The organism is Stenotrophomonas acidaminiphila, assembly GCF_014109845.1.
Taxonomy (GTDB): domain Bacteria; phylum Pseudomonadota; class Gammaproteobacteria; order Xanthomonadales; family Xanthomonadaceae; genus Stenotrophomonas; species Stenotrophomonas acidaminiphila.
Genome location: NZ_CP043567.1, coordinates 578,426 through 595,190, shown reverse-complemented (window position 1 = coordinate 595,190; position 16,765 = coordinate 578,426). Strand labels below are relative to the sequence as shown.

Below are 16,765 nucleotides of genomic sequence, written 5' to 3'. Positions count from 1 at the left end.
GCATGATCGCGTTCCTGCGCCGCCGTCCGCCGTCGCTGCTGCTCCGCCTGCTGGTGCTGGCGGTGATCGCGTTTGGCACCGCCGGCGGCGCACTGGCCTCGGCGCTGGGCGAGCTGCATGCGATGACCCACGCCGATCACCCGGCCGCCGCGCACGACCCGGTACTGGAAGCGGACACCGGCCACGACGAATCCGACGGTGGCGCCCGCCTGCTGCACGCGCTGGTGCATTGCGGCCACTGCCACGGCCACGGCGGCGTGCTGCCGTTCGCCGCCGTGACCTGGGACCTGGCGATGCCGCCGGCCGCCACCGCCACCACCCCGCACGACACCCGCTGGCGCCCGGCGCCACTGGAAAGCCTGCTGCGTCCTCCGATTACGGCCTGATGCCGCGTCCGCCGCGCGGACGTCCCGATCCTTTGCCGAAATCCGGAGATTCCCCATGTGGAAACGCCTGGCCGCGCTTGCGGCCCTGGCGATCGCACCGTGCGCCTTCGCGCAGGTGTCGTCGCCGCCTGTACCTTTGACCCTGGACGAGGCGGTCAGCCGCGTCGCCCGCACCCATCCCGACCTGCGCCTGCCCGTCCTGCAGCGTGCCGCCGCCGAGGCCCGCTACGAGGGCGCCGGTTTCAAGCCACCGCTGGTGTTCGGCGTCGATGTCGAAAACGCCCTGGGCACCGGCGCCAACCGCGGCTTCGATGCCAGCGAAGTCACCGTTTCGCTGGCCGGCGTGCTCGAGCGCGGTGGCAAGCTCGATGCCCGCCGCGCGCTGGCCCAGGCCAACATCGACGCGATCGCGCCGCAGCGCGAGATCACCCGCCTGGACCTGATGGCCGAGGTGGCGCGCCGCTACCTGGCCGTCACCGCCGCGCGTGGCCAGCGCCGGATCGCGATGGACGACATCGAGCAGCGCCGCCGTGCGGTTGCCGCCGCGCGGGTGCGCATGCTGGCGGGTGCGTCGCCCGCATCGACGCTGATGACCGCGCAGGCGGCATTGGCCCAGGCCGAACTCGACCGCGACCGCGCCGAGCAGGCCGAGCGCGCCGCGCGCATGGCCCTGGCGGCGTTGTGGAACGCGCGCGAAGCCGACTTCACCGAGGTCAGCGGCGAGCCGCTGCAATTGCCGGCGCTGGAGGATTTCCAGCAGCTGGCGACGCTGCTGTCCGATACGCCGGAACTGGCGGTCATCGCCGGTGAGGCGCGCGTGCGCGAGGCACAGCTGCAGCTGGCGCGCAGCGAACTGCGCGGCAACCTGTCCTGGCAACTGGGCGTGCGCAACAGCCGCGCCAGCGGCGACAACGGACTGGTCGGTGGCTTCAGCATGCCGCTGGGCACCGCCCGCCGCGCCGGGCCTGAGATCCGTGCCGCCGAGACCGAGCTGGCGATGAGCGCGGTGCAGCGCGAATCACGCGCGCTGCAGCTGTACTCGACGCTGGCCGAGGCCCACGGCCGTTACGGCACCGCGCGACTGGAAGTGGCGCGCATGGACAGCGACGTGCTGCCGCAGCTGCAACGCGCCGAGAAGGCCGCCGAGACCGCCTGGCGCGCCGGCGCCATCAGCTACATGGAGTGGGGCCAGCTGCAGGCCATGCGCATCGAGGCGCGCCAGCGCCAGCTCGATGCCGCGCTCGCCGCGCAGACCGCCCTGATCGAAATCCAGCGCCTGACCGGGCAGCCCCTGGTCACCACCGCTTCCGAAGGAAACACGCCATGAAGGCTTCCCCGCATCTCTCCCCCCTGTTCCGCCTGGCCGCGCTGGCCGTACTGGCCGCCGCGCTTGCCGGCTGCGGCGACAAGCCCGCCGCTCCCGCCGAGGCAGCGGACGCTGCCGCGCAGGAAGAACCCGGGCATGCCGATGACGACGGCCACGCCGACGCGGATGGCGGCCCCGAGCAGACCACCATTCCCGCCGAGCGCGCCAAGGCGGCCGGCATCGTCAGTGCCGTCGCCGGCGCCGGCACCATCGTCGACGAGCACGAGGTACAGGGCCTGCTGACGCCGATCGACGGCCGTACCGCGCAGGTCACCGCGCGTTTCCCCGGCCCGATCCGCGCGCTGCTGGCCAACGTCGGCGACCGCGTGCGTGCCGGCCAGCCGCTGGCCAGCATCGACAGCAACCTGAGCCTGACCACCTACGGCGTCAGTGCACCGATCTCCGGCGTGGTGCTGTCGCGCCAGGCGCGGGTAGGCGGCATCGCCGCCGAAGGCCAGCCGCTGTTCGAGATCGGCGATCTGTCGCAGCTGTGGGTGGACCTGCACATCTTCGGTGCCGATACCCAGCACATCACCGCCGGCGTGCCGGTGACCGTCACCCGCATGGCCGACGGCGCCAGCCAGACCACCCGCCTGGAGCGGGTGCTGCCGGGCACCGCCACCGCCAGCCAGAGCACGGTGGCGCGCGCCACCGTGGACAACAGCGACGGCCTGTGGCGGCCGGGCGCGGCGGTGCGTGCGCGCATCGTGGTGGCGAGCGCGCCGGCGGCCATCGTGGTGCCGTTGACCGCGCTGCAGACCATGGACGGGCGCGACGTGGTGTTCGTGCGCAAGGGCGATACCTACCAGGCGCGGCCGGTCACGCTCGGCGCGCGCGACGCCCGCCAGGTGGCGGTCAGCGCCGGCCTGCAGGCCGGCGAGGACGTGGTCGTGGAGCAGAGCTACACGGTGAAGGCCGACATCGGCAAGGCGGGGGCAGGCCATGAACACTGATGCCACGCCGCGCGCCGGCCTGCTCGAACGCATCGTCGCGGCCGCCATCGCCCATCGCTGGCTGATGCTGCTGCTGACCGGTGCGCTGGTGCTGATTGGCGCCTGGAGCTTCACCCGCCTGCCGATCGACGCCACCCCCGACATCACCAACGTGCAGGTGCAGGTCAATACCGCCGCGCCCGGCTACTCGCCGCTGGAGACCGAACAGCGCATCACCTTCCCGGTGGAGATGGTGCTGGCCGGGCTGCCGAAGATGGACTACATGCGCTCGCTGTCGCGCTACGGGCTGTCGCAGGTGACGGTGGTGTTCGAGGACGGCACCGACATCTACTTCGCCCGCCAGCAGGTGGCCGAACGCCTGCAGCAGGCGCGCTCGCAGATACCGGACGGCCTCGACCCGCAACTCGGGCCGATCGCCACCGGCCTGGGCGAGATCTTCATGTACACCATCGACGCCGACCCCGAGGCGCGCAAGCCCGATGGCACCCCCTACACCGCCACCGACCTGCGCACCCTGCAGGACTGGGTGATCCGGCCGCAGCTGCGCAACGTCCCCGGCGTTACCGAGGTCAATACCATCGGCGGGTTCCAGCGCCAGGTGCACATCACCCCGGACCCGGCCAAGCTGCGCGCGCTGGGCTTCACCCTGGAGGACGTCGCTGCCGCGGTCGAGGCCAACAACCAGAACGTGGGCGCCGGCTACATCGAGCGCAACGGCCAGCAGTTCCTGGTGCGCATCCCCGGCCAGGTCGCCGACCTGGAGCAGATCGGCAACATCGTGCTGGACCGCCGCGAGGGCGTGCCGATCCACGTGCACGACGTGGCCAACGTTGCCGAAGGCCCGGAGCTGCGCAGCGGCGCGGCCACCCAGAACGGCCATGAAGTGGTGATGGGCACGGTGGTGATGCTGATCGGCGCCAACAGCCGTGACGTGTCCCAGGCCGCAGCGGCACGGCTGGAACAGGCGCAGCGCAGCCTGCCCGAAGGCGTCACCGTCACCGCCAGCTATGACCGTACCGCGCTGGTGGAGCGCACCGTCGAGACCGTGGCCCGCAATCTGCTGGAGGGCGCGCTGCTGGTGATCGTGGTGCTGTTCCTGCTGCTGGGCAACTTCCGCGCGGCGCTGATCACCGCCGCGGTGATCCCGCTGGCGATGCTGTTCACCCTCACCGGCATGGCGCGCGGCGGCGTGTCGGCCAACCTGATGAGCCTGGGCGCGCTGGACTTCGGCCTGATCGTGGACGGCGCGGTGATCATCATCGAGAACTGCCTGCGCCGCTTCGGCGAGCGCACGCATGCGCTGGGCCGGGCGATGACGCACGCCGAGCGTTTCGCCGAGACCGCGGCCGCCACCGCCGAGGTGATCCGTCCCAGCCTGTTCGGCCTGGGCATCATCACCGCCGTGTACCTGCCGATCTTCGCCCTCACCGGGGTGGAAGGGAAAATGTTCCACCCGATGGCGATCACCGTGGTGCTGGCGCTGAGCGGGGCGATGCTGTTGTGCCTGACCTTCGTGCCGGCGGCGATCGCGCTGTTCCTGGGTGGCCGCGTGCAGGAGAAGGAGAACCGGCTGATGGCGTGGCTGCGCCGGCGCTACCAGCCGCTGCTCGACCTGGCCATGCGCCGCGGCAGCTGGATGGTGGCCGGCGCGCTGGCCCTGGTGATCGGCTGCGGCCTGCTGGCAACCAGGCTGGGCAGCGAGTTCGTGCCCAACCTCGACGAAGGCGACGTGGCGATGCAGGCCATGCGCATCCCCGGCACCAGCCTGACCCAGTCGCTGCAGATGCAGCGGCAGATCGAGCTGCGCCTGCTGCAGTTCCCGGAGGTGACCAAGGTGTTCTCCCGGGTCGGCACGGCGGAAGTCGCGTCGGACCCGATGCCGCCATCGGTGGCCGACACCTTCATCATGATGAAGCCGCGCAGCCAGTGGCCGGATCCGCGCAAGCCGCGCGCCGACCTGGTGGCCGAGCTGGAGCGGGCGGTGGAGGAAATGCCGGGCAACAACTACGAGTTCACCCAGCCCATCCAGATGCGCATGAACGAACTGATCTCCGGCGTGCGCGCCGACGTGGCGGTGATGCTCTACGGCGACGACCTGGACACGCTGACGGAGGTCGGGCGCCGCATCGAGAAGGTGGCCGCGGGCGTGGCCGGTGCCGCCGACGTGCGGCTGGAGCAGACCAGCGGCCTGCCGCTGCTCACCGTTACCCCGGACCGGCAGAAACTCGCCGGCTATGGCCTGAACCCGGGCCAGGTGCAGTCCACGGTGGCCACCGCGGTGGGCGGGCAGGTGGCCGGGCAGTTGTTCGAGGGGGACCGCCGCTTCAACATCGTGGTGCGCCTGCCGGAGGAACTGCGGCAGGATCCAGCGGCCCTGGCGGACCTGCCGGTGTCGCTGGAAACCGCGCTGGCCAGCGGCAATGCCGATGAACTGAGCCGCGGCGGTGCCGCCGGCGTGTTCACCGGCAACCCGCGCACGGTGCCGCTGCGCGAACTGGCGAGCATCGAAGCCAGCGAAGGTCCCAACCAGATCAACCGCTACAACGGCAAGCGTCGCATCGTGGTCACCGCCAACGTGCGCGACCGCGACCTGGGCAGCTTCGTCAGCGAACTGCAGCAGGCCATCAACACCCGCGTACAGCTGCCGGCCGGCTACTGGATCGACTACGGCGGCAGCTTCGAGCAGATGATCTCGGCCAGCCAGCGGCTGGCGGTGGTGGTGCCGGTGACGCTGACCCTGATCTTCGCGATGCTGTTCTGGGCGTTCGGCTCGGGCAGGGATGCGGCCATCGTGTTCAGCGGGGTGCCGCTGGCGCTGACCGGCGGCGTGCTGGCACTGGCCCTGCGCGGCATCCCGTTGTCGATCTCCGCGGGCGTGGGCTTCATCGCGCTGTCCGGCGTGGCGGTGCTCAACGGACTGGTGATGATCAGCTTCGTGCGCAGCCTGCGCGAGCAGGGGCGGCCACTGCTGGAGGCGGTGCGCGAAGGCGCGCTGGGCCGCCTGCGGCCGGTGCTGATGACCGCGCTGGTGGCGTCGCTGGGCTTCGTGCCGATGGCCTTCAACGTCGGCGCCGGTTCGGAAGTGCAGCGGCCGCTGGCCACGGTGGTGATCGGCGGCATCGTGTCCTCGACCCTGTTGACGCTGCTGGTGCTGCCGGTGCTGTACCGCTGGCTGCATCGCCGCGAGTCGTGAATCCGGCCCCGGTCCACGCCTTCGGCGTGGGCCGGGGACGCTGCGCTGCGGGGTGCGCTGCAATCGGTGCCCGCCGGTGGGAAAATGGGCCCGGGCATCGGGTCTGGAAGCGGAATGAGCGATTGTTGCGGCTGTGGCCGAACCCTGGAGGTCGGGCGCATGCAGGCCCGCCAGCGGCGTGTGCTGGTGTGGGTGCTGGCGATCAACCTGCTGACCTTCGTGATGATGATGGCCGCGGCCTGGCACAGCGGTTCGGCTTCGCTGCTGTCTGGCAGCCTGGACAACCTGGGCGACGCGCTGACCTACGCGCTGAGCCTGGCGGTGGTCGGTGCCGGCCTCGCCGCCAAGGCGAGGGTTGCCCTGCTCAAGGCGGCCTTCATCCTGTGCGCGGCCATCGCGGTGGCCGTGGGCATCGGCTGGAAGCTGGCCCATCCGCAGCTGCCGTTGTTCGAGAGCATGGGCATCGCCGCGCTGCTGAACCTCGCCGCCAACCTGCTGTGCCTGCGCCTGTTGTGGCCCTACCGCCAGGGCGACATCAACCTGGCATCGGCCTGGGCGTGCTCGTTGAACGACGTCTACGAAGGCGGCGCGGTGATCCTGGCCGCGCTGGCGGTGTGGGCGTTCGGTGCCGGCTGGCCGGACCTGCTGATCGCGGTGGCCTTGCTGCTGCTGTTCCTGCGCTCGGCCTGGAAGGTGGCGCGCACGGCCTGGCGTGAACTGCGTGGCGCGCAGGCGCGCGCGTCCTGATTTGATCTGCACCTGCCGGGCTGGCTAGAGTCCGGCGGTACCTCCAGGGAGCGGACCCATGCGAGCGCGCCATCTTGCCGTGCCCATCCTGTTGTCGCTGTGCGGCGCGGCCGCCGCGCAGGACAGTGGCATCTACATCGAGCTCCTGTGGTCCAGGCCCCGGCTGACGCGCTTGCCCGCCAGCAGACCCGGCAGTTCGTCATGACCGGCGATCAGGAGCACCAGATCTGTGTGGCCGCCACTGCCGCGACCGGCGATGTCGGCGGCCTGCAGCTGGAGCTGCGCGATGCCGACGGCACGCCGGTGTCCCTGCAGCGTCATGACGACTACCGTGGCGCCAAGCGGTGCTATCGGGCCGACCTGGGCAGCGGCGGCCGGCCGGGAGACTGGACCGCGCATGTGGTCCTCGGCGACGGTGGCAGCAACACGGCGACGATCCGCGTCGATCCACGGTTGGAGGACGCGCCATTGTTCCAGCAGCGCGACGTTCCCTATGTTGCCGGGCGCCCGAACTACGATGCCTCGATCGCCCCGGAACAATGGGCGGGCCGGCTGGTCTGGGCGATGGACGTCGATCCGCAGGGCAAGGTCACCCATGTGGAGGTCGAAGTGGCCGAAGGCGTGGGTGAACGCCTGCGCGACCGCGCCATCGCCGCCGGCTACCTGAGCCTGTTTCCGCCGGACCCGGGCCGGGCCGGCACGCCGCTGCGCTGGCGCCGGAGCCTGGATTTCGCGCCCCGCTAGGGCCGGCCGCGGCCGGCGGTTTGCACTCGAGGCCCTGGCCCGGCATAATTGCCGGCTCGCTGTGTCCGGAAACCTCCGGATCGGTGGTCGGGAACGTGTCATCCGCCCACCCTCGTCAGCGTAACCCTTTGATTCCCATGACACGTGGCGGGCAACCGCCGGGGCCGCCCTCTTCCTGGCCAAGGAAGAGACAACCGACATTACCGAGGTGCGCAATGTCCCGAGTTTGCCAAGTTTCCGGCAAGAAGGTGCAGACGGGTAACAACGTCTCGCATGCCAACAACAAGACCCGTCGTCGTTTCCAGCCGAACCTGCACGAGCGTCGTTTCTGGGTCGCCAGCGAGAACCGCTGGGTCAAGCTTCGTGTTTCCGCGCATGCACTGCGCACCATCGACAAGAACGGCATCGATTCCGTTCTGGCTGAGCTGCGTGCGCGCGGCGAAAAGGTCTGAGGAGTAAACCATCATGGCAGGTAAGCGCGATAAGGTCCGTATGATTTCCTCGGCCGGCACTGGCCACTTCTACACGACCGACAAGAACAAGAAGAACACCCCGGGGAAGATGGAATTCCTGAAGTACGACCCGGTGGTCCGCAAGCACGTGATGTACAAGGAAGGCAAGATCAAGTAATCCGCAAGGATTGCCTGGATCACCGTTCCACACCGGACCCGCCGCAAGGCGGGTTCCGTGTTTCAGGGCCATGGGCAGGCTGTCGGCAGGCCATCGGCACCACCATCAGCACATGCGCCGGCGGCATCAGGCAGTGGTGGCGGCATCGCCTACAATCGGCGCATGACAGTTTCCGACCAGACGCAGGCCTGCGACATCGCGATCATCGGCGGCGGTGCCGCCGGCGTGCTCGTGGCGATCGGCGTGCTGCGCGGCGCCACCCGCGCGCTGCGCGTGGTGATCGTCGAGCCGCAGCTGCCGCTCGGCCGCGGCGTGGCCTACGCCACGCGCCACCCCGCGCACCTGCTCAACGTGCCGGCCGGGCGGATGAGTGGCTTCCCCGACCGTCCCGACGACTTCCTCGATTACCTGCTCGCGCAGGACGCGTTCCCCGGGGTCGAGCGCGAGGTGCTGGCGCGTGCCTTCGTCGCCCGCCACCACTACGCGGCGTACCTGCGGCAGCGCCTGCAGCAGGCAGTGGACGCCAGCCCGGCGTTGCTGGACGTGCGCGCGGCGCGGGTCCAGGCGCTGGAACGCCACGCCGCCGGCATTGTGCTGCAGCTGGATGCGGGCCCGGCGCTGCTGGCCGGATCGGTGGCGCTGTGTACCGGCAACGCGCTGCGCCCGCTGCCGGCCCGCGGCGCCAGCGCGGTGCCGCCCGGCAGGCGCATCGAGGCCTGGGATTACGACGCGCTGCAGGACGTCGCCGCCAGCGCCGACGTGGCCATCGTCGGCTCCGGGCTGAGCATGGCCGACAGCGTGGCGTCGCTTGCCGCCTGCGGGCATCGCGGGCAGGTGCACGTGCTTTCGCGCCATGCGCTGCTGCCGCTGCCGCATGCGCAGGGCCCGGCCGCCGACTACGATCCCGAGCCGTTGCTGGCCATGGGCCTGCGCCAGCGCGTGCGCGCGCTGCGCCGGCATGCGGCCGAGGCCGCGCGGCGCGGCATCCCGTGGCAGAACGTGATGGAACGCATCCGGCCGCTGGGCCAGGCGTTGTGGCAATCGCTGTCGCTGGACGACCAGCGCCGCTTCCTGCGCCACGTGGTGCGCTACTGGGACGTGCACCGGCACCGCATCGCCGTGCCGGTGCATGCGCAGTTGCTGGAACTGCAGCGGCAGGGCCGCCTGCACCTGCACCGCGGCCGCCTGGAAACCGCCATCGCCGAAGGCGCCTGCGTGCGCCTGGGCGCGCTCGACCGGCGGCGGCAGCCGTTCCAGATCGATGCGCACTGCGTGATCAACGCCACCGGCGTGGAGATGCGCGCGCAGGCCATGCGCAATCCGCTGCTGCAGCAGATGCTGGGCAGTGGCGTCGCCCGCCCCGGGCCGCACGGCATCGGCATCGACAGCGCGCCGGACGGCAGCCTGCTCGATGCGGACGGCGTGGCCGAGCCGCGCATACAGGTGCTCGGCAGCCTGCGCATCGGCCGCCTGTGGGAGAGCCTGGCGATACCCGAACTGCGCGTGCAGGCGCAGCAGGCGGCCGCCCGGCTGCAGCCGCCGCTGGGCTGAACGCACGGTGCCGCCGGGGCCTTTCCCGTAGAATGCGCCGATGGATGTTTCCCACCTGCTCGATGGGCTGAACCCGGCCCAGCGCGAGGCCGTTTCCGCTGCCCCCGGCCACTACCTGATCCTTGCCGGCGCCGGCTCCGGCAAGACCCGCGTGCTCACCCACCGCATCGCCTGGCTCAACGAAGTGCACGGCGTGCCGACCCACGGCATCTTCGCGGTGACCTTCACCAACAAGGCCGCCGGCGAGATGCGCCAGCGCATCGACCTGCAGCTGCGCAACGGTGCGCGCGGCATGTGGATCGGCACGTTCCATGGCCTGGCCCACCGCCTGCTGCGCCTGCACTGGGCCGATGCCCGGTTGCCCGAAGCGTTCCAGGTGATGGATTCGGACGACCAGCTGCGGCTGGTCAAGCGCGTGGTGCAGGCGCTGGAGCTGGACGACGGCAAGTTCCCGGCCAAGCAGATCGCGTGGTGGATCAACGCGCAGAAGGACGAAGGCCGGCGCCCGCAGCACATCCAGCCCGAGCCGCACGATGCCTGGCTGGAAACCATGCGCCAGGCCTACATCGAGTACCAGGCGCGCTGCGACCGCGCCGGGCTGGTGGATTTCGCCGAACTGCTGCTGCGCGCGCACGAACTGCTGCGCGACAACCCGGCGCTGCTGGCCCACTACCGCGCGCGCTTCGGCGAGATCCTGGTCGACGAGTTCCAGGACACCAATGCCATCCAGTACGCCTTCGTGCGCGTGCTGGCCGGCGACTCGGGCCACGTGTTCGTGGTCGGCGACGACGACCAGGCCATCTACGGCTGGCGCGGCGCCAAGGTCGAGAACGTGCAGCGCTTCCTCAAGGATTTCCCGGGCGCGCAGACCATCCGCCTGGAGCAGAACTACCGCTCCAGCGCCAACATCCTCAACGCCGCCAACGCGGTCATCGCGCACAACCCGGACCGCATCGGCAAGCAGCTGTGGACCGACAGCGGCGACGGCGAGCCGATCGACCTGTATGCCGCCTACAACGAGATGGACGAGGCGCGCTACCTGGTCGAGCGTGCGCGGCAGTGGGGGCGCGACGGCGGCAGCTACGGCGACATCGCCGTGCTTTACCGCAGCAACGCGCAGTCGCGTGCCTTCGAAGAGGCGCTGCTGTCCGAACAGGTGCCGTACCGCGTGTACGGCGGCATGCGCTTCTTCGAGCGCGCCGAGATCAAGGACGCGCTGGCCTACCTGCGGCTGCTGACCAACCGCAACGACGACGCGGCGTTCGAGCGCGCGGTGAATACGCCGGCGCGCGGCATCGGCGAGCGCACCCTGGACGAAGTGCGGCGCGTCGCGCGCGCGCAGTCGCTGTCGTTGTGGGAGGCGGCGATGCTCGCCACCCAGGGCGGCGACCTCGCCGCGCGTGCCAGGAACGCGCTGGCCGGATTCCTCAACCTGGTCCAGCAGATCGGCGGCGAAACCACGCAGATGACCCTGGCCGAGCGCATCGACCACGTGCTGGTGCGCTCGGCGCTGCGCGAACACTGGAGCAAGGAGAGCCGCAACACGCTCGACTCCGAATCGCGCAGCGACAACCTCGACGAACTGGTCTCGGTGGCCTCGCGTTTCGTCCAGCGCGACCAGGACGAGGAGGGCGCCGCCGACATGAGCGAGCTGGTTGCCTTCCTGTCCTACGCCTCGCTGGAGGCCGGCGAAGGCCAGGCCCAGGCCGGCGAGGACGGCGTGCAGCTGATGACGCTGCATTCGGCCAAGGGCCTGGAGTTCCCGCTGGTGTTCCTGGCCGGGCTGGAGGAAGGGCTGTTCCCGGGCGCGCGCTCGCTGGAGGAAAGCGGCCGGCTGGAAGAAGAGCGCCGGCTGGCCTACGTCGGCATCACCCGCGCCCGGCAGAAGCTGGTGCTGGGTTACGCCGAGTCGCGCCGCATCCACGGCCAGGACAACTACAGCCTGCCGTCGCGCTTCCTGCGCGAGATCCCGCGCGAACTGCTGCACGAAGTGCGGCCCAAGGTGCAGGTCTCGCGCCCGGCCTCGCTCGGCAGCAGCCGGGTGACCGGCCATGCCGCGCTGGAGGCGCCGGCGATCCGCCTGGGCGCCAGCGTCAGCCACCCCAAGTTCGGCGAGGGCGTGGTCACCGACTATGAAGGCAGCGGCGCGCATGCGCGGGTGCAGGTCGAGTTCGCCGAGGCCGGCAGCAAGTGGCTGGTGATGGCCTACGCCAACCTGAACGTGCTCTAGGCGCCGCAGCGCGGCGGTCGCCCGCGGCCGGCCGTTTGATCAGGCTCAATGCGCCGGGGCGGGCGCGGGTGTGTAATGCTCTCCTGCCACCCTTGCCAAGGAACACCGCCATGTACAAGCGCATCCTGATCGCGACCGATGGTTCCGAACTGGCCATGAAGGGCCTGCAGAAGGGCCTGGAACTGGCGGCGCAACTCGGCGCCAGGGTCGACATCGTCACCGTTTCCGAGCCGTGGGCCGTGGGCATGTACGACGCCATGGGCTGGAGCGCCGGCTACGAAGCCAGCCCCGAATACAAGCAGGACCGCGAGGCTGCGGCGCAGAAGATCCTGCAGCCGTCGCTGGACGCCGCGCGTGCGGCCGGCGTGGCCGAGGTGATCGGCCACCACGTGCTCGACCGCTATGCGGCCGACGGCATCATCGAGACCGCCGATGCCTGCGGCAGCGACCTGCTGGTGATGACCTCGCACGGCCGCCGCGGCATGACCCGGGTTCTGCTCGGCAGCCAGACCGCCGAAGTGCTGGCGCGCAGCAAGGTGCCGGTGCTGGTGATCCGCTGAGGTCGCCGCGCCGGCGCTGATCGATCCGGGGGAGGGCGCCTGCGCCCTCCCACCGGCGAGGCTGCCGCCCTTTTCCGTTTTCAGCGTACCCCCTTCAATGCCATTGTTGCCGAAGGGGGCTTTTCCGTGTCCGCCGGTGCCGGCCGCGGCAGGCCATGCCCGCCGCGGCGGCGAAGGCGATCACCAGCTGTACAGCTTCCAGTAGACCGGCGACACGCCGTCCTTGTCGTTGTCCATGCGGCCGTCGCCATTGCGGTCGTAAAGGTAGAACGGCGCCCCGCGTGCGGGAGTGACCTTGACCATGCGCAGCTGGCTGCCGACGCGGTATTCCTCGATGGTGTCGCCGTTGTCGAGGCTGCGGCGGGTGACATCGGCGCCGGTCACGTCCACCGGCGGCGCATCGGCGTCCCGGCCCATGCTGGCGCAACCGGCCAGGGCAAGCAGGGGAATCAGCAGCAGGTGTTTCATGACGGCGGCTCCTCGCATCGGTGTCCCCCGATTATGCCTGCCTGCGGCCGGTGCGCGCGTCGTGCCGGGGGAGGCCGCGTAGAATCGCCGCATGAGCAGATTAGTCCTGATCGACGGGTCCAGTTACCTGTACCGCGCGTTCCACGCGTTGCCGCCGTTGTCCAATGCCGCCGGCGAGCCTACCGGCGCGCTGTTCGGCGTGGTCAACATGCTGCGTGCCACGCTGAAGGAAAAGCCCGACTACGTGGCCTTCGTGGTCGACGCCCCGGGCAAGACCTTCCGCGACGACCTGTACGCCGAGTACAAGGCCAACCGCCCGCCGATGCCCGATGAACTGCGCGCCCAGGTGCAGCCGATGTGCGACATCGTGCACGCGCTGGGCATCGACATCCTGCGCGTGCCCGGCGTGGAGGCCGACGACGTGATCGGCACCCTGGCCCTGGCCGGCGCCGCCGACGGGCTGGAGGTGACCATCTCCACCGGCGACAAGGATTTCGCCCAGCTGGTGCGCCCGGGCGTGATCCTGGTCAATACCATGACCGGCAGCCGGACCGATTCCGATGCCGCGGTGATGGACAAGTTCGGCGTGCGCGCCGACCAGATCGTGGATTACCTGGCGTTGATGGGCGACGCCGTGGACAACGTGCCCGGCGTGGACAAATGCGGCCCCAAGACCGCGGCCAAGTGGCTGGCCGAGTACAACGACCTGGACGGCGTGATGGCCGCCGCGGCCGCCATGAAGGGCAAGATCGGCGAGAACCTGCGCGCGGCGCTGCCGCGGCTGCCGCTCAACCGCGAGCTGGTCACCATCCGCACCGACGTGGCGCTGGAGCAGGGGCCGCGCGACCTGCGCCTGCGCGAGCAGCACGTGGACAGCCTGCGCGAACTGTACGGCCGCTACGGCTTCACCCAGGCGCTGCGTGAACTGGGTGGCATCGCGGCGCCGGCCGCGGCCGACGAGGCCAAGGTCAGCCTGCGCGGCACCGCCGCCGGCTTCGCGCGTGGCGGGGACGGCCCGGCGCCGCCCGTGACCGACCCGGCGATGGCGGGCAAGGGCGAGTACGAGACCGTGCTCACCGATGAACGGCTGCGTGCCTGGGTCGAGCGCCTGCAGGCGGCGCCCGAATTCGCCTTCGACACCGAGACCGATGCGCTGGACGCGATGCGCGCGCGGCTGGTCGGCGTGAGCCTGGCGGTCGAGCCGGGTACCGGTGCCTATATCCCGGTCGGCCACGACTACCCGGGCGCGCCCGCGCAGTTGCCGTCGGCGCAGGTGCTGGACGCATTGCGGCCGCTGCTCGAGGATGCCGGCAGGCGCAAGCTCGGCCAGCACGGCAAGTACGACATGCACGTGTTGCGGCGCCACGGCGTGGAGGTGCGCGGCTATGCCGACGACACCATGCTGGAGAGCTTCGTGCTCAATTCCACCGCCACCCGCCACGACATGGATTCGCTGGCGCAGCGCTACCTGGGCTACACCACGACCAAGTTCGAGGACGTCGCCGGCAAGGGCGCCAAGCAGATCTCGTTCTCGCAGGTCGGCATCGACGAGGCCGGCCACTATGCCGCCGAGGATGCGGACATCACCCTGCGCCTGCATCGCGCGCTGGCGCCGCAGCTGGCCGCCGAACCGGCGCTGGAAAAGGTGTACCGCGAGATCGAGATGCCGCTGGTGCCGGTACTGGCGCGCATCGAGGCCAACGGCGTGTGCATCGACAGCGCCGAGCTGCGGCGGCAGAGCGCCGACCTGTCCGCGCGCATGCTCGCCGCGCAGCAGAAGGCCACCGCACTGGCCGGGCGCAGTTTCAACCTGGATTCGCCCAAGCAGCTGCAGGCGGTGCTGTTCGACGAGCTGGGCCTGCCGGCGCTGGTGAAGACGCCCAAGGGCCAGCCGAGCACCAACGAGGAGGCGCTGGAAGCCATCGCCGAGCAGCACGAGCTGCCGCGCGTGATCCTGGAATACCGCGGCCTGGCCAAGCTGCGCAGCACCTATACCGACAAGCTGCCGGAGATGGTCAATCCCGACACCGGCCGCGTGCATACCAGCTACCACCAGGCGGGCGCCGCCACCGGGCGGCTGTCCTCGTCCGATCCCAACCTGCAGAACATTCCGATCCGCACCGACGATGGCCGCCGCATCCGCAAGGCCTTCGTCGCGCCGCCGGGACGCAGGCTGATGGCCTGCGACTATTCGCAGATCGAACTGCGCATCATGGCGCACCTGTCCGAGGACCCCGGCCTGATCCGCGCCTTCGAGCAGGGCGTGGACGTGCACCGCGCCACCGCCGCCGAGGTGTTCGGCCGCAAGCTGGAGGACGTCAGCGCGAACGAGCGCCGCGCCGCCAAGGCCATCAACTTCGGCCTGATGTACGGCATGAGCGCGTTCGGCCTGGCCAAGAACCTGGGCATCGACCGCGGCCAGGCGCAGGACTACGTGGCGCTGTATTTCAGCCGCTACCCGGCGGTGCGCGACTTCATGGAGCGCATGCGCGTGCAGGCGCGCGAGCAGGGCTACGTGGAAACCCTGTTCGGCCGCCGCCTGTACCTGAACGACATCCATGCGCGCAACCAGGGCCTGCGCGCCGGCGCCGAGCGCGCCGCGATCAACGCGCCGATGCAGGGCACCGCCGCGGACATCATCAAGCGCGCGATGGTCAGCGTGGACGACTGGCTGGCCGGCCACCGCGCGCGCGCGCAGATGATCCTGCAGGTGCACGACGAACTGGTGTTCGAGGCCGATGCGGATTTCATCGACACGCTGCGCGCGGAAGTGGAATCGCGCATGGCCGGTGCGGCCCGCTTGCGGGTGCCGCTGGTGGTCGATACCGGCGTCGGCGACAATTGGGACGAAGCGCACTAGGCAGCGTCCGCCGTGCTTCACCGGCGCCGCGTGGCGGCGCGGTGGAGGCACTGCAGGCGCTGGCGTGCCCGGGATGCGGGCGCCACGGACGCGAGGCTGCGGCTGCCGGGCCCCTGGTTTCACGATATCGAAACTATTTACGCGTCGAATGGCAGCCAGTGCGTTTCCTGATGCATGCCATCCGGTCTGCGATCGGCAGCACGGATTTGCAGTGAATCCACCCATTGCTGGAACGTTGCGTCGTGCGTGTCGTATGCAATCGCGCGTCCTGCGTTTTGCGGATGAATCACTCCTTAATCATCCGGAAATAAATAGCCATTCTTCACGAACCATCAATGTACGCGGTGGTCATATAGCCCGTGACAGGTGCAACGCCTGTCGCGGATCTCTCCCATCCCCTGGAGCAGATCTCGGAGCGGGGATTCCTCCCCAAATCGCCGCTCCTCCCGCCCCGTCGACCCCCCCCTGGTCGGCGGGGCTTTTTTTTTGTGCGCGCGCCGGCGCATCCATCGTGCGCGGGCGCGGCGGGCCATGCATCATGGCGGGACGGACAGGAAGGGGTGCAGGCCGATGTCGGACATGTTCGCGCTGGCGATGCCGTGGTGGGAATTCATCCTGCGCGCGGTGGTGGTCTATGTCGTGGTGCTGGGCATGGTGCGGCTGAGCGGCAAGCGCGCGCTGGGGCAGATCACGCCGTTCGACGTGCTGCTGATCGTGCTGCTGGGCAATGCGGTGCAGAACGCGCTGCTCGGGCAGGACACCTCGCTGGCCGGTGGCCTGCTGCTGGCCGCGACGCTGATCACGCTCAACTATGCGGTGGGCTGGCTCGCCACCCGCAGCCGGCGCGTGGAGCGCCTGGTCGAGGGCGAGCCGGTACTGATCGCGCGTGATGGCCGCCTGCTGGACTCGGTGCTGCGGCGCGAGCTGATCACGTCTTCCGATTTCGATGCGGCCATGCGCCAGCAGGGATGCGGTGGCATCGAGGAGGTCGAACTGGCGCTGCTGGAAACCAACGGCCACATCACCATCGTGGCGCGCCGCCAGGACGGGCAGGGGCCCGGCTGACGGCCGCCGGCT

At 70.2% G+C, this 16,765-nt stretch carries 14 protein-coding genes; 13 read left to right on the top strand and 1 reads right to left on the bottom strand.

The window, feature by feature from the left end:
- Positions 1-2 precede the first annotated feature (2 nt).
- The 11 genes from F0P95_RS02890 to F0P95_RS02840 all read left to right on the top strand — a co-directional run bounded on the left by F0P95_RS02890 (position 3) and on the right by F0P95_RS02840 (position 12,360).
- Positions 3-386, top strand: a complete 384-nt coding sequence (locus F0P95_RS02890) for a hypothetical protein (protein WP_182335622.1) — start codon at positions 3-5, stop codon at positions 384-386.
- A 55-nt stretch (positions 387-441) separates the two neighbouring features.
- A complete protein-coding gene (locus tag F0P95_RS02885) occupies positions 442-1,713 on the top strand; it encodes a TolC family protein (protein WP_182335621.1) in 1,272 nt (423 codons plus the stop codon).
- Positions 1,710-2,705 (top strand): efflux RND transporter periplasmic adaptor subunit, encoded by a 996-nt coding sequence (locus F0P95_RS02880; RefSeq protein WP_056930983.1) that lies wholly within the window; start codon positions 1,710-1,712, stop codon positions 2,703-2,705. Before F0P95_RS02885 ends, F0P95_RS02880 begins: the two co-directional genes overlap by 4 nt.
- Positions 2,695-5,898 (top strand): efflux RND transporter permease subunit, encoded by a 3,204-nt coding sequence (locus F0P95_RS02875; protein WP_425515897.1) that lies wholly within the window; start codon positions 2,695-2,697, stop codon positions 5,896-5,898. The genes F0P95_RS02880 and F0P95_RS02875 overlap by 11 nt, the downstream gene beginning before the upstream one ends.
- A 114-nt stretch (positions 5,899-6,012) precedes the next feature.
- Positions 6,013-6,645 carry a cation efflux transmembrane domain-containing protein gene (locus F0P95_RS02870; protein WP_054668352.1) on the top strand — a complete coding sequence of 211 codons (633 nt, stop codon included), beginning with the start codon at positions 6,013-6,015 and terminating at the stop codon, positions 6,643-6,645.
- A 201-nt stretch (positions 6,646-6,846) separates the two neighbouring features.
- Positions 6,847-7,389 carry a hypothetical protein gene (locus tag F0P95_RS17450; RefSeq protein ID WP_232528746.1) on the top strand — a complete coding sequence of 181 codons (543 nt, stop codon included), beginning with the start codon at positions 6,847-6,849 and terminating at the stop codon, positions 7,387-7,389.
- A 215-nt stretch (positions 7,390-7,604) separates the two neighbouring features.
- Positions 7,605-7,841, top strand: a complete 237-nt coding sequence (gene rpmB, locus F0P95_RS02860) for a 50S ribosomal protein L28 (protein ID WP_054668347.1) — start codon at positions 7,605-7,607, stop codon at positions 7,839-7,841.
- Between the two features lie 10 nt (positions 7,842-7,851).
- A complete protein-coding gene (gene rpmG / locus F0P95_RS02855; RefSeq protein WP_172675037.1) occupies positions 7,852-8,019 on the top strand; it encodes a 50S ribosomal protein L33 in 168 nt (55 codons plus the stop codon).
- Positions 8,020-8,181: 162 nt separating this feature from the next.
- Positions 8,182-9,570, top strand: coding sequence for an FAD/NAD(P)-binding protein (locus tag F0P95_RS02850; RefSeq protein WP_182335620.1), 1,389 nt, complete (start codon positions 8,182-8,184; stop codon positions 9,568-9,570).
- A 40-nt stretch (positions 9,571-9,610) separates the two neighbouring features.
- Positions 9,611-11,800: a DNA helicase II gene (uvrD, locus tag F0P95_RS02845; protein WP_182335619.1), complete on the top strand. Its 2,190-nt coding sequence runs from the start codon at positions 9,611-9,613 to the stop codon at positions 11,798-11,800.
- 110 nt (positions 11,801-11,910) lie between these two features.
- On the top strand, positions 11,911-12,360 hold the full coding sequence (locus tag F0P95_RS02840) for a universal stress protein (protein ID WP_182335618.1): 450 nt from the start codon (positions 11,911-11,913) through the stop codon (positions 12,358-12,360).
- A gap of 180 nt (positions 12,361-12,540) precedes the next feature.
- Here F0P95_RS02840 and F0P95_RS02835 read toward each other — a convergent pair whose 3' ends face one another.
- Positions 12,541-12,828, bottom strand: a complete 288-nt coding sequence (locus F0P95_RS02835) for a DUF2782 domain-containing protein (RefSeq protein WP_161614598.1) — start codon at positions 12,826-12,828, stop codon at positions 12,541-12,543.
- A gap of 91 nt (positions 12,829-12,919) precedes the next feature.
- Here F0P95_RS02835 and polA point away from each other — a divergent pair, with 91 nt between their 5' ends.
- Together polA and F0P95_RS02825 are read left to right on the top strand one after the other, a co-directional pair.
- The gene (polA, locus tag F0P95_RS02830; protein WP_182335617.1) at positions 12,920-15,688 is read left to right on the top strand and encodes a DNA polymerase I; all 2,769 of its coding nucleotides are present in this window, start codon (positions 12,920-12,922) and stop codon (positions 15,686-15,688) included.
- Positions 15,689-16,258: 570 nt separating this feature from the next.
- Positions 16,259-16,753, top strand: coding sequence for a DUF421 domain-containing protein (locus F0P95_RS02825; protein WP_182335616.1), 495 nt, complete (start codon positions 16,259-16,261; stop codon positions 16,751-16,753).
- Positions 16,754-16,765 lie beyond the last annotated feature (12 nt).